Origin of the sequence: Bradyrhizobium lablabi, from assembly GCF_900141755.1 — a bacterium.
GTDB lineage: Bacteria > Pseudomonadota > Alphaproteobacteria > Rhizobiales > Xanthobacteraceae > Bradyrhizobium > Bradyrhizobium lablabi_A.
The window spans coordinates 5,754,193-5,766,888 of record NZ_LT670844.1 but is presented as its reverse complement, the minus strand read 5'-3'; the positions used below and the strand labels follow the sequence as shown (position 1 = coordinate 5,766,888).

Genomic DNA, 12,696 nt, shown 5'->3' with positions numbered 1-12,696 from the left:
CGACGCGGGCGTCACGCCGCTGATTTGCCCTCATAGGCGCGCTGCAGACCTGCGATGTCGAGTTTTATCATTTGCAGCATCGCCTGCATCGCGCGCTGCCGGCCAGCGGGATCGGGCCCGCCGAGATATTGCCCGAGCGCGTCCGGCACGATCTGCCAGGACACGCCATAGCGGTCCTTCAGCCAACCGCAGCGTTCGACCTGCCCGCCATTGGCGGACAGCGCCTCCCATAGCCGGTCGACTTCCGCCTGATCGGCGCAGCCGATCTTGAAGGAGATCGCATGGGTGTATTCGAACCGCCTGCCGCCGTTGAGCGCCATGTAACGCTGCCCGGCCAGCGTGAAATCCACCACCAGCACAGTGCCGGCCTTTCCGGCCGGACCGTCGACGGGGTTTTTCTGGACGTTCTCGATTCTGGAATCGGGCAACAGCGACACATAGAATTTCGCCGCTTCCTCGGCCTCGCCGTCGAACCACAGGCAGGGGGTGATCTTGGACATGGGTTTCCTCTTTGTTCGCTGCGTCGGCCACAGGACGAACAAGGCAGCGCGATCCCGACATCCGGTTTGATATTTTTGCGGCCGTCATTCCGGGGCGCGCTTAGCGCGAACCCGGAATCTCGAAATTCCGGGTTCGAGGCTTCGCCTCGCCCCGGAATGACCGCTACGTCGCCATCGGCAGGGGCATGGTCAGGAACGCCCGGGCCACGTGCCAAAACAAGCCCCGGTTGGTGGCAAGCGTGACCGAATGCGCGGTGCCCGGCAGGATGATGAACTGGCGGTCGCCATTGGGCAGCAGGTTGAAAAACTCCTCGATGTCGGCGACCGTGGCGATCCCGTCATATTCGCCGCGCACCAGAAGCACCGGCGAAAGCACCTTTTCAGGCTTCACCACCGGAAGATTAGAGGTCATATCGAGATAGGTGCCTGTTGGAACCTGGTCGCCAAATTGCAGCTCGACGTCCGCCAGCGCCTCGACCACGGCGGGGTCGCTGGTGCCGGGCTTGTCGCGGGTGGCGATCGAGCGGATCATGTCGCGGTCGCGCTTGCGCATATTGTGCGAGCGATAATAGTCGAGTTGCTCGGCACGCTTTGCCAGGGTCGGCGATCCCTCGCCTTTGTAGGTGAAGGCGGCAAATACCAATCGGTCGACGCGTTCGGGCGCCGCCATCGCAAAGGCGCCGGCGCGCAGCGCGCCCGAGGATTCGCCGACGAAATGGTATTTCTTCTCGCCGGTTTCGCGGGCGACCACTTCAACCGCCGCCTTCAAATCCTCAACCCCGCTGGCGATGTCGGAATTGCCCGAGGTGCGCCCCGACTTGCCGTAATTCTCGTGATCCATGGTCCAGCAGTCGAAGCCGGCGCGGGCGAAGGCATTCAGGATCGAATAGTCGCCATGGCCGGGCACGTTGAGATCGAACGCCCGGGATGAGACCGAGGAGCCGTGAACGAAGAATACCACCGGTCGCGATGGCTCGCCTTGCTTCGGCGCGCCGACCCGCTTGCGATACATCCACAAAGGGACATCACCCTTCTTCGCCCAGTATTCGCCGCTCCAGATTTCGCTGCCCGGGATGTCCGCGTGCGCCTCTTGCGTCGAAATGGCATCCGCCAGCGTTCCCGCAATGAGACCCAGGCCCGCACCCTTGATGACGGCGCGACGCGCCAGCGGACGATCGAAATTTGTCATGATACTCTCCCTGTCGGCCCATCGAGGTTATCCCGTATTCGTGACACCAGCCTAGCAGACGGCTTAGCCGGCCGAAAGTCACCGCGCGCTGCAGCGCGGTACGCGGAACGGGGATGCGCGAAATGCGACCAGAACAGGCTTGCTCCCGGCCATTACGGGTCTAGTCTTCCGGCCGTCCAACCAAGGGACTCAACCGCGGGGGACAAGAACCAGGGAGCAAATCGTGAGCAGCCAACTGACCGATGCTGAACTTGCCGCACTGATGCCGTCCGAGTTGTGTGCGTACGAGACGCCGATCCCGACCCAGATCGTCTCCAGCGACGAATTTTATCCCGACCCGCAGAACGAGCGGCAGCGCGAAGTCGAGGCCCGGCTGCTCGCGATGGCCGACGATCTCGGCGGCAAGCAGGGCCTGAACCGCCGCCGGTTTTTCCAGAGCGCCGCCGGCATGGCCGCATCCTTTGTCGCCATGAACGAAGTCTACGGGCCGCTGTTCGATGTAACGAAAGCGGAAGCCGCGACGCCCGCGATGGCGCAGGAGCGCGCCAATGGACTGAAAGACCAGTTCATTATGGACATGCACACCCACTTTCTTCGCGACGACACCCGCGTCATGACCTTCGTCGACATGCGCAAGGCGGTGGGCAAGGCCGGCTGGAACAAGGAGCTCAACGATCACGAACAGACCATCGAGGACCTGAAATTCAACAATTACAAGAAAGAGATGTTTTTAGACAGCGACACCAAGATCTCGCTGATCTCGTCCGCCCCCTCCGACATCGAGCAGGACTGGTTCCTGACCAACGAGCAGATGGCGGATGCGCGCAAGAAGATCAACGACGAGGCCGGCTCGCGGCGGGTATTTTGTCACATGATCTTCACGCCGGGGCAGCCGGGCTGGCTCGACAAGCTCGACGCAGGCTTGGCGCTGAAGCCCGAGTCCTGCAAGGGCTACACCATCGGCGACAACACCCACAAGGATATCAGCCACTATCCCTGGCGGCTGGACGACGAGAAGGTCGCCTATAAGGGCTACGAGAAAATGGTGAAGGCCGGCATCAAGAATGTCTGCGTTCACAAGGGCCTGTTTCCGCCGGGCATCGAAAAGGCGTTTCCCAATCTGCGCGGCTTTGCAGATGTCGCCGACGTCGGGCAGGCCGCGAAAGACTGGCCGCAGCTCAACTTTGTGATCTATCACTCCGCCTACCGCCATGTCGGCGGCGATCCGAAAGTGGCGCTGGCCGAATTCGAGCGAACCGGACGGATTTCCTGGACCAGCGACCTCGCCGATATCCCGGCGCAATATGGCGTCAGCAATGTCTATGGCGATGTCGGGCAATTGTTCGCGACCACCCTGGTGGCGGAGCCGAATGTTTGCGCGGCGCTGATGGGCACGCTGATAAAAGGACTAGGCGCCGATCACGTCTGCTGGGGCACCGACGCGCTATGGACCGGCGCGCCGCAATGGCAGATCGAGGGCCTGCGCCGCCTCGAAATTCCGGAAGTCATGCAGAAGAAATTCGGCTTCGCCCCGTTAGGGGCCGCCGACGGCCCGGTGAAGACCGCGATCTTCGGCGACAACAATGCGCGGCTCTACAACATCCAGCCGAAGCGCGCGATGCTCGAGCTCAAGGGCGACCGTTTTGCCCTGATGAAGGCGGAATACGAAAGGGCCGGGCCGGAGCCGTCGAACCGGCGCTATGGTTATGTGGTGCCGAACGGGGCGATCGATCACGGGGTGTTTGCGTAGGCGCCGCTGCCGTCATTCCGGGATGGTCCGAAGGACCAGACCTCAGATGTGCAATTGCACATCGGGGAATCTCGAGATTCCGGGTTCGACGCTTACGCGTCGCCCCGGAATGACTTTGGTTATTTGCCTCTAAACTGCGGCTTGCGCTTTTCGCTGAAGGCTTTGACGCCCTCCTTGAGGTCTTCACTCGACCGCACCGCGTCGAGCAGCCGGCGCACCTCGGCAACCGTTTCGAGCGGTCCCTTCGGCATCACATCACGCGTCAGCTTTTTCAGCGCTTGTACCACCAGCGGCGCGTTGGCGGCGATTTTTGCGGCCATCTCCTGGGCGAGCGCGATATGCTGCCCCTTCGGCGCGATCTTGTTGACGAAGCCGATCTGATAGGCGCGCTCCGCCGACAACTCCTCGCCGACCAGGAGAAATTCCATGGCGATCTTGTGCGGCATTCGCGCCACCACCGACGAGACGCCGCCGGCGGTGGTCCCGATCTTGCCCTCGGGGTAGATGAAACGCGTCGTTTCCGACGCCACGCACATGTCGGCCATCTGTACCAGCACGAAACCGCCGCCGACCACCCAGCCGGAGGTCGCGGCAATCACCGGCTTGTCCAGCTCGACGCCAAGTCCGGGAACAGCGTGCCACATGTTGACGGGAAGATCCTTCACGTCGGCGCCGACCGAAAAATAAGCCTCCTCCGAAGACGCCAGCACCGCAACGCGATCCTCGCTGTCGCGAAACCGCACCCAGGCCTCGCGCAGCTCGTCGCACAAGGCGTTGTTGAGGGCATTATGCGCGGAGCCGCGATCCATCGTGATGGTGGCGACGTGGCCTACGCTCTCGTAGCGAACAAGTGTCATGGCGCTCCCCTACACGACGGCCCGTACCATAGCGCCCTCCGCGCTACCGGTCACTTCTTCTCGGAGGGGTCCCGGTGCACCGGATCGACCCACAACACCGTCTCCGGCTTTTCCACCGGCTCGATATCGAGGTTGATCGCCACCGCCTGGCCGTCGCTGCGCACCAGCACGCATTCCAGGATCTCGTCGCGGCTGGCGTTGATTTCCTGATGCGGCACATAGGGCGGGATGAAGATGAAGTCGCCGGGGTTGGCTTCGGCGGTGAATTGCAATTGCTCGCCCCAGCGCATCCGCGCTCTTCCCTTCACCACATAGATGATGCTTTCGAGATGGCCGTGATGATGCGCGCCGGTCTTGGCGTCGGGCTTGATGGTCACGGTGCCCGCCCACAATTTCTGCGCGCCGGCGCGGGCGAAATTGATCGCGGCCTTGCGGTCCATCCCGGGCGTCGAGGGTACGTTGGGATCGAGCTGATCGCCGGGAATGACGCGGACGCCATCATGCTTCCAGCGATCAGAGTGGTCGTGATCGTGGGAATGACCGGAATTCGTATGATCATGAGTCATCGAGCTGCTTTCGGTGTTGGCATTTTTCTCAAAGCCGTGCTGCCGAGCACATCCGGATTGACGACATTGGCCAGCTGGCCTCTAGCATAGGCAACGATCTGGTCGAAGATATCAGTGAACTGGATTTCGTATTCGTCGCGCGACACATAGCCGATATGCGGGGTTGCGACCACATTATCCATGGTCAGCAGCGGATCATTGACGTCGCGCAGCGGCTCCTTTTCGAAGACATCCACCGCGGCCATGCCGGGCCGCCCGGCGCGCAGCGCATTGACCAGCGCATTCGGCTCGATCAGCGGCGCGCGGCTAGTGTTGACCAGAAGCGCCGTCGGTTTCATGCGCGCAAGGTCGCTTGCGGTCACAATGCCACGGGTGGCGTCGACGAGACGCATATGCAGCGACATCACGTCGCACTGCTCGAAAAATTCCGCCTTGCTGGTGGCAGTTGCGTAACCGTCGGCGCGCGCCTTCGCCAAGGCCGGCTCACGCGCCCATACCAGCACGTTCATGCCGAATGCCTTGCCGTATCCGGCCACGACAGCGCCGATCCGGCCGTAGCCATAGATGCCGAGCGTCTTGCCGCGCAGCGTATGGCCGACGCCGATCTGCCAATGGCCCGCCTTCAGCGCCGCCATTTGCTGCGGGATCGCGCGCATCGCCGCCAGCACCAGGCCCCAGGTCAGTTCGGCGGCGGCATAAGAGGGCGTATCGGCGTGCTGGCTCGACGACACGATAATGCCGAGCCTGGTGCATGCGTCGATATCGATGTGGGGATAGACGCTGCGCTGGCTGATTAATCTCAAGTCCGGCAACCGCTCCAGCAGGGAGGTGCGAATTTGCGTTCGCTCCCGGATCAGGACCAGCGCTTCGGTGTCGCACAATCGCTCCGCAAGAGCGTCGACGTCCTGGAGGTGATCGTTCCAGATCGTGACGTCGTGCCCGGCCAGTTTGCGGAAGCAATCGAGGGTGCGCAGCGTGTCGAAATAATCGTCAAGGATGGAAATCTTCACGATGCGCCCCCCGCTTCGTCGCGGCTTGACCTGCTTCCTTGCGCCTACTTCACCCCGAGCAGTTCGACGTCGAACATCAGCGTCGCGTTCGGCGGAATAACGCCGCCGGCGCCGCGGGCGCCGTACCCGAGCGCGGGCGGAATGATCAGGGTACGCTTGCCGCCGACCTTCATGGTGGCGACGCCTTCGTCCCAGCCGGCGATCACGCGGTGTTGCCCGATCGGAAATTCGAACGGCTCGTTGCGGTCGACGGATGAGTCAAATTTCTTGCCCTTCTTGCCGTCCTCATAAAGCCAGCCGGTGTAATGCATCACGCAAATCTGGCCGGGCTTCGGCGAAGCGCCGGTGCCGACGGTCGAGTCGATAATCTGCAAGCCTGAAGCTGTGGTCATGGGTTTTCCCGCGGTCTGGGCCGCTGCTATGGTCGGTACACAGGCCAATGGCACGGCAACGAATGTCATCGCAATCGCTGCGAGCATCGGGATTCCTGCACGCTTGAGACATCGCATCTTTGGGCACCTTCCGTTTAACGATCGGGGTGCGTGTCTAGCGCAATGCGACTGCCGTTGCCAGCCCGTCAACTCACGCAAAAACGCCGGGCTGGGCAGCTAACCCGGCGATTCCAGAGAATTGTTAGATCGTCATTGCGAGCCAACGGGTTGGCTACATCTTACGCGGCCCTGGACACCTGGCCGTGCGATGCGGTCACTTCCTCGGTAATCACGGAAAACTTCACCAATTGCACCACGCCAAAATTGGTCGATATCGCGACGTCGGCGGCATCGCGGCCGCGCGCCATCACAATCCGGCCGATCCGCGGATGGTTGTGGCGGGCGTCGAAGGTGAACCAGCGGCCGTCCAGATAAACCTCGAACCAGGCGCTGAAGTCCATCGGCGCCGGATCGGCGGGCACGCCGATGTCGCCGAGATAGCCGGTGCAGTAGCGCGCGGGGATATTCATGCAGCGGCACAGCGTCACGGCGAGATGCGCGAAGTCGCGGCAGACGCCGATGCGTTCCGCATGGCCTTCGGACGCGGTGCGGTCGGCGCGGGCGTGCTGATAGCCGAAGCAAATCCAGTCATGGACATAATCGCAAATCGCCTGCACGCGCTGCCAGCCCGGCGTCACGCCCGCGAATAGCGACCAGGCGAGGTTCGAAAGCTTTTCGGTGTCGCAGTAGCGGCTACCCAACAGATAGATCAGCACATCGTTCGGCAGATCGGCGACCTCGAGTTGCCGCGCGTCGGGCGCAACTTGATCCGCTAGCCCGCTGTCGGCGATCCGAAACTCGTTGCGGATTTCGATGAGGCCGGCGGGCGCGACTATTCGCGTGCAGGTGTTGCCGAACATGTCGACATAGTCGTGCGACGCAATGTCGGGTGAAAATCCAATCCTGTGTTCGCTGAGGAGATCGCGCACCCGCGCCGGCTCAATGCTGAGCATCAGGACCATCGGGGTTTCCTGGACGCATTGAAAGGCGATGTCGTAACCGGCACGAATTTCCACGTCGTTTCTCCCTCAAGGATCGCGATTTAGGGGAATATCAAGCGATTGTGGGGGAATAAGCCCGAGGCACGGCATTCGTTCCGGCTAAAACCTTGATCTGATGCGGAACTTTCAGGCAGCGTTCGATCGCGCGATACCCGGGATTGGCTGAAGTTGACCTCATCATGACGAAAGAAGGCGACGGGATGTCCCGCCGCCTTCGAGCCGCCGTCAAATGTTCTGCTGGAGCCGACCCTCAATACCCCAGCGCGCAGCCGTCCTTGCGCGGATCGGACCCGCCGGTCAGCGTGCCCTTGTCCCAGTCGATCCAGATCGCCTGGCCGCCGCCCAACGGCTCGACTACGCTGGTGGTCTTGTGGCCCAGCTTCTTCAGGCCGTCGACGATATCGGCGGGCACGCCGTCCTCGAGTTGATAGACACCCTCGTAATGCAGGCCGCGCGGCATATCGATCGCTTCCTGCACGTCGCAACCATAGTCGAGCATGTTGGTCAGCACGTGAACCTGCCCGACCGGTTGGTACTGCCCGCCCATCACGCCGAACGGCATTTGCGCCCGGCCGTTCTTGGTGACGAGGGAGGGAATGATGGTGTGCAGCGGCCGCTTGCCCGGCGCGATGCAGTTGGGATGGCCGGGCTGAATTCGAAAACCGCCGCCGCGATTTTGCAGGAGGATGCCGGTGTTGTTGGAGACGATCGCTGAACCGAAGGCATGCGCGATCGAATTGATGAAGGAGCAGACGTTGCGATCCTTGTCCACCACCGTGATGTAGACGGTGGAAGGGTTCATCGGCGGCGTCACCACCGGCAGATCGAGCATCCGGTCCATCCGGATCTTGCTGCCATATTCCTCGGCGAATTCCGGCGTCAGGATTCTCGCCACATCGACGTTGACAAAAGCGGGATCGCCGATGTGTTGCTCACGCATCATGTAGGCAATCCGCGCCGCTTCCGCTTCGAGATGAAACCGCTCGACGCTCATTGGCGGGAATTTTTTCAGATCAAAGCGCGAGAGAATGTTCAGCATCACCAGCATGGTGATGCCCGGGCCGTTCGGCGGACACTGCCAGACGTCGTGGCCCTTATAGAGGGTGCCGATCGGCGTCGTGGTCTCGGTGGTATGGGTGGCGAAATCGTCCAGCGTGTGCAGGCCGCCGATGCCGCGCAAGGTCTCGACCATGTCCTCGGCGATCGCGCCCTTGTAAAACGCGTCGCGGCCGTTTTTTGCGATCGCGCGCAGCGTCTTTCCAAGCTCGGGCTGATGGATCACGTCGCCGGCGACCGCAGGCCTGCCGTGCGGCAAGAGATAGCGCTCGGTGTTGGTGCCTTTTTTCAGTTTCTCGAAATGATTTTTCCAGGCGAAGGCGATGCGGGGCGCGACCACATAGCCCTCTTCCGCGCACCTGATCGCGGGCTGCAACAGCGTATCGAGCCCGAGCTTGCCGTGGTCGCGCAGGATGGTTTCCCAGGCATCGATGGCGCCGGGTATAGAGACGGCGTGCGCCGAGGTCAGCGGGATCGTCTTGATGTTGCGCTCGAGATACCATTCCGCCGTCGCGGCCTTCGGGGCGCGGCCGGAGCCGTTATAGGCCGTGATCTTGCCCTCGCCTCTGGGCTGAACCAGGGCAAAACAATCGCCGCCGATCCCGGTCGATTGCGGCTCGATCACGCCCAGCAGCGCGCAGGCCGCCACCGCGGCGTCGGCGGCGGTACCGCCGGCGCGCATCACCTCGATCGCGGTCAGCGCGGCCAGCGGATGCGAGGTGGCGACCATCCCGTTCTGGGCGTGGACGGTGGACCGGCCGGCGAGATGGAAATTCCTCATGCCAAAATGCTCACTTTCGAAGTGTTATCACTGCCTTTCAGGCTCGGGTTTACATGGCATATTCATGCGGCGATGGGCAATGGTTGGGGGCGCATAATAGCCCCTCACCGCCCCCAATCTTTTAATTGCCAAGGCCGCGGCGTATAGGTCTCGGCTTTCGCAGGGACGACACCAGTATATTTTGAACGCGGGATAAGCTTTCCCGGTTCGACCCCTCCTGATAAACCACCGCCATGCCGTACCAGGTCGCCGCTTTCTATCAATTCACCGCGCTGCCGGATTTCCGGGAATTGCGCGAGCCGCTACGCGCGATCTGCGCCGGTCTCGAATTAAAGGGCAGCGTGCTGCTCGCCCATGAAGGCATCAACGGCACGCTCGCGGGCGGCGGCGGGGCGATCGCGGCGCTGGTTGAGGAATTGCGGCACGGCGCGCTGTTCGCCGGCCGGCTCGACGACCCCGAACTGAAATTCTCAAGCGCTTCGGCGATGCCGTTTCAGCGCCTGAAAATCCGGCTGAAAAAGGAGATCGTCACCCTCGGCGATACCACCGCCGATCCGACCCGGCAGGTCGGCATCTATGTCGACCCCGCCGACTGGAACGATCTGATCGCGGCGCCGGACATGCTGGTGATCGACACCCGTAACGCCTTCGAGGTCGCGCTCGGCACCTTCTCCGGTGCGATCGATCCCGGCATCAAGAGCTTTGGGCAATTCAAGGAGTTTGCCGCGCGGCATCTCGAACCGGCCAAGCACCGGAAGGTCGCGATGTTCTGCACCGGCGGCATCCGCTGCGAAAAGGCCAGCGCTTATCTGAAGGCGCGCGGCTTTGCGGAAGTCTATCACCTCAAGGGCGGCATCCTGAAATATCTGGAAGGCGTGCCGGCAGCGCAAAGCCGATGGCGCGGAGAATGTTTTGTCTTCGACGACCGCATAGCCCTCGGCCACGGCTTGCGGGAACGTCCAACGCAAAGCCAATCCGATGAGTGACGTGAAGACGCTCAGCGACCGCATCGACCTACTCGAAGCCCGGCTGACGTTTCAGGACGTGACCATCGAGACGTTGAACGAGACCATCACCGCGCAGTGGGCCAAGATCGACGCGCTGACACGCCAGGTCGCTTCCTTGAGCGAACGGCTGCGGGAAGCCGAGGCGCACACGCCCGGCAGCACCAACGAACCGCCGCCGCATTATTAGCGCGGTTTCCGGTCACCTCTCCCCGCTTGCGGGGAGAGGCATAGGCCGCCTTCGGCGGCCGTCCTTAGATAAGAACGCCGAAGCAAAGCTTCGGCTATGTCGCATCGCAGATGCGATCCGGGCGAGGGGGACTCACCGCGCACTGTTCATCTTCCGAATTTGCGGATGCAGCCCCTCACCCCCAGCCCTCTCCCCGCAAGAGCGGGGCGAGGGAGCAGCCGAAGCTGCGCCCTTTATTCGATGCTTATCGCGACCAGCGGCTCTGGCATTCCTTAAGACGCGACCGGAACCAGCTGCAGGGTTTGCTCCGCCATCACCAGGCGGTTGCGCCCGCCGGCCTTCGCGGCATAGAGCGCGCGGTCGGCTTGTTCGACCAGCGACGCGGGTCCGGCCGATCTTTCGCTGGCCGGCCGGCATACCGCGCCGCCGAGGCTCGCGGTCACCAATGCGAACGGAGGGTTCAGCATATGAGGGATGCCCGCCTCGTGCAGCTCGCGGCGAATCCGCTCGCCGATCCGCGCGCAGCCGGCCGCATCGGTATTCGGCAGCAGCATGGCGAATTCTTCCCCGCCATACCTGGCGGCAAGATCCGTGATCCGTTTCGCTTCCGCCGCCAAAATCCTGGCGACGGCACGCAGGCACTTGTCACCGGCCGGATGTCCGTATTTGTCGTTGAACGATTTGAATTGGTCGATATCGATCATCAGCAGCGATAAGGATGTGCGCTCGCGATAGGCTCGCGTCCATTCCTCAGCCAACCGCTCGTCGAACCGGCGACGATTGGCAAGACCGGTCAAGCCGTCTTCGATGGCAAGCGTCTCAAGCCGTTCTTCCAGATCCTTCTGTTGCGTCACGTCGCGCGAGATCGCGACCGCGCCATCGATTTCGCCAGAGACCTTGCGCGTGACGCACAACGTCGATTCGATCCAAATCTCGGATTTCTCGCGGTGGCGCGTGCGGAAGGTGACGCGCGCCTCCTCCACCTCGCCGCGCTTCATCGCGGCCACCATTTGCTGGACCGCGGCCAAATCCGCGGGATTGACCCCGGCCAATGCCGGCGTTCCCACGATCTGGTCAGGTCCCCAGCCCACGATACGCAGCGACGACGGCGAGGCGTATTGGATCCGCTCATCCAATCCAATGCGGGTCACCATGTCGCTCGACCCTTCCGCAAGCATCCGGAAATTTGCTTCCTTTTCGGCGAGCGCGGCCGCCATGCGATGTCCGCGCCGCAATTGCCGGACCAGATAGGCGCCGATCACCGCGATCAACGATATTAGGGCGACCACAAACATCATGCGGCCGATGGCGGCGTTGCGCCACGGCGCGAGCACTTCGCCCTGGTCTCTGGACGTCAGCAGCAGCAAGGGGAAACGATCGCTCCGCCGGTAGAAGCTGACCCGTTCCGCGCCATCCAGCGGCGACTTGAAATAATAGACCCCGCTTGCCGACTGCAGCGCCGGATCCCGGAACAGCGGCTTATCCGACAGGTCGCGTCCGGCATAACTTTCGTTGTCGGGGCTGCGCGCCACCATGATGCCGTCGGCGGTCACGAGCGCCACCGAGCCGCCGGCACCGTTGTCGAATTGCCGGTAAAATTCCGCAAAATATCCGGAGCTGATGGATGCAACGACCACGCCGCCAAAGCTGCCGTCGGCATGATTGAAGCGCCGGGACACCGCGATGTCCCAATCGGTGTCGAGCTTGCTCTTGAAGGGGTGGGAGACGAATACGCCGCGTTCGGCGGATTGCTGGTGATGCAGGAAATATTCGCGATCGTCGCGATTGATCGGCGTGCCCATGGCCGACGCAAGCGAGTTACCGTTTTCGTCCGTTATGACGATATTGTGGATGCGCTTCAAACTGTTCTTGCGTGCGACAAGGATCTTGCGAAGTTTCGAAATCGTGTCGGAACCGGTACCGTCCGTTTCAAGCCGGCTGATGACGCCGACGATGCCGGTGTCCAGCAAATCGAGGCTGTCTTCGGCGTGCTGCGTCAGCGAATGCGCCAGATTGGCGAGATCCACTTCCGCGGTCTTCAGCGTGACCTCGCGCGCTTCCCATTCGCGCCAAACGCTCAACCCGACGATGGTCACGCAAACCAGCGCAACGAAGGCCGCCGCCCGCAACGGCATCTGGCTGAATTTGTGAGGCGCAACGTTCATGTCGAGGGATTCTCCGAGCTGCGGAAAATCCCACGCACACCTTATTTATCTCTGAAATGAACGGTTCAATGAGCCTCACAATTTGAAGCAAATCCCGTAGGATTGCGGGCAATCGATGCTCCGCAGCAGAGACTTC

The 12,696-nt window shown here is 62.2% G+C and carries 12 protein-coding genes; 3 read left to right on the top strand and 9 right to left on the bottom strand.

Annotation, left to right across the window (positions count from 1 at the left end; all coding sequences use genetic code 11):
- Window positions 1–11 precede the first annotated feature (11 nt).
- Window positions 12–500 (bottom strand): VOC family protein, encoded by a 489-nt coding sequence (locus tag B5526_RS27005; RefSeq protein ID WP_079542846.1) that lies wholly within the window; start codon window positions 498–500, stop codon window positions 12–14.
- 163 nt (window positions 501–663) lie between these two features.
- A complete protein-coding gene (locus B5526_RS27000; protein WP_079542845.1) occupies window positions 664–1,689 on the bottom strand; it encodes an alpha/beta hydrolase in 1,026 nt (341 codons plus the stop codon).
- A 223-nt stretch (window positions 1,690–1,912) separates the two neighbouring features.
- On the opposite strand from B5526_RS27000, the gene B5526_RS26995 reads away from it, so the two are divergent.
- Window positions 1,913–3,439, top strand: coding sequence for an amidohydrolase family protein (locus tag B5526_RS26995; protein WP_079542844.1), 1,527 nt, complete (start codon window positions 1,913–1,915; stop codon window positions 3,437–3,439).
- A gap of 119 nt (window positions 3,440–3,558) precedes the next feature.
- Here B5526_RS26995 and B5526_RS26990 read toward each other — a convergent pair whose 3' ends face one another.
- The 6 genes from B5526_RS26990 to ggt all read right to left on the bottom strand — a co-directional run bounded on the left by B5526_RS26990 (window position 3,559) and on the right by ggt (window position 9,201).
- Complete coding sequence (locus tag B5526_RS26990) at window positions 3,559–4,296, bottom strand: enoyl-CoA hydratase/isomerase family protein (RefSeq protein ID WP_079542843.1); 738 nt, start codon at window positions 4,294–4,296, stop codon at window positions 3,559–3,561.
- A gap of 50 nt (window positions 4,297–4,346) precedes the next feature.
- On the bottom strand, window positions 4,347–4,862 hold the full coding sequence (locus B5526_RS26985; protein ID WP_079542842.1) for a cupin domain-containing protein: 516 nt from the start codon (window positions 4,860–4,862) through the stop codon (window positions 4,347–4,349).
- The gene (locus tag B5526_RS26980) at window positions 4,859–5,872 is read right to left on the bottom strand and encodes a D-2-hydroxyacid dehydrogenase family protein (RefSeq protein WP_079542841.1); all 1,014 of its coding nucleotides are present in this window, start codon (window positions 5,870–5,872) and stop codon (window positions 4,859–4,861) included. Before B5526_RS26980 ends, B5526_RS26985 begins: the two co-directional genes overlap by 4 nt.
- Window positions 5,873–5,916: 44 nt before the next feature.
- Window positions 5,917–6,351 (bottom strand): FKBP-type peptidyl-prolyl cis-trans isomerase, encoded by a 435-nt coding sequence (locus tag B5526_RS26975; RefSeq protein ID WP_433994599.1) that lies wholly within the window; start codon window positions 6,349–6,351, stop codon window positions 5,917–5,919.
- A gap of 191 nt (window positions 6,352–6,542) precedes the next feature.
- Window positions 6,543–7,379 (bottom strand): transglutaminase-like domain-containing protein, encoded by an 837-nt coding sequence (locus tag B5526_RS26970; RefSeq protein ID WP_079542839.1) that lies wholly within the window; start codon window positions 7,377–7,379, stop codon window positions 6,543–6,545.
- 235 nt (window positions 7,380–7,614) lie between these two features.
- Window positions 7,615–9,201, bottom strand: a complete 1,587-nt coding sequence (ggt, locus tag B5526_RS26965; protein WP_079542838.1) for a gamma-glutamyltransferase — start codon at window positions 9,199–9,201, stop codon at window positions 7,615–7,617.
- Between the two features lie 233 nt (window positions 9,202–9,434).
- On the opposite strand from ggt, the gene B5526_RS26960 reads away from it, so the two are divergent.
- Together B5526_RS26960 and B5526_RS26955 are read left to right on the top strand one after the other, a co-directional pair.
- Window positions 9,435–10,187, top strand: coding sequence for a rhodanese-related sulfurtransferase (locus tag B5526_RS26960; RefSeq protein WP_079542837.1), 753 nt, complete (start codon window positions 9,435–9,437; stop codon window positions 10,185–10,187).
- On the top strand, window positions 10,180–10,395 hold the full coding sequence (locus B5526_RS26955) for a SlyX family protein (RefSeq protein ID WP_079542836.1): 216 nt from the start codon (window positions 10,180–10,182) through the stop codon (window positions 10,393–10,395). Before B5526_RS26960 ends, B5526_RS26955 begins: the two co-directional genes overlap by 8 nt.
- 272 nt (window positions 10,396–10,667) lie before the next feature.
- Here B5526_RS26955 and B5526_RS26950 read toward each other — a convergent pair whose 3' ends face one another.
- Window positions 10,668–12,560, bottom strand: coding sequence for a sensor domain-containing diguanylate cyclase (locus tag B5526_RS26950; protein WP_079542835.1), 1,893 nt, complete (start codon window positions 12,558–12,560; stop codon window positions 10,668–10,670).
- Between the last annotated feature and the right edge of the window lie 136 nt (window positions 12,561–12,696).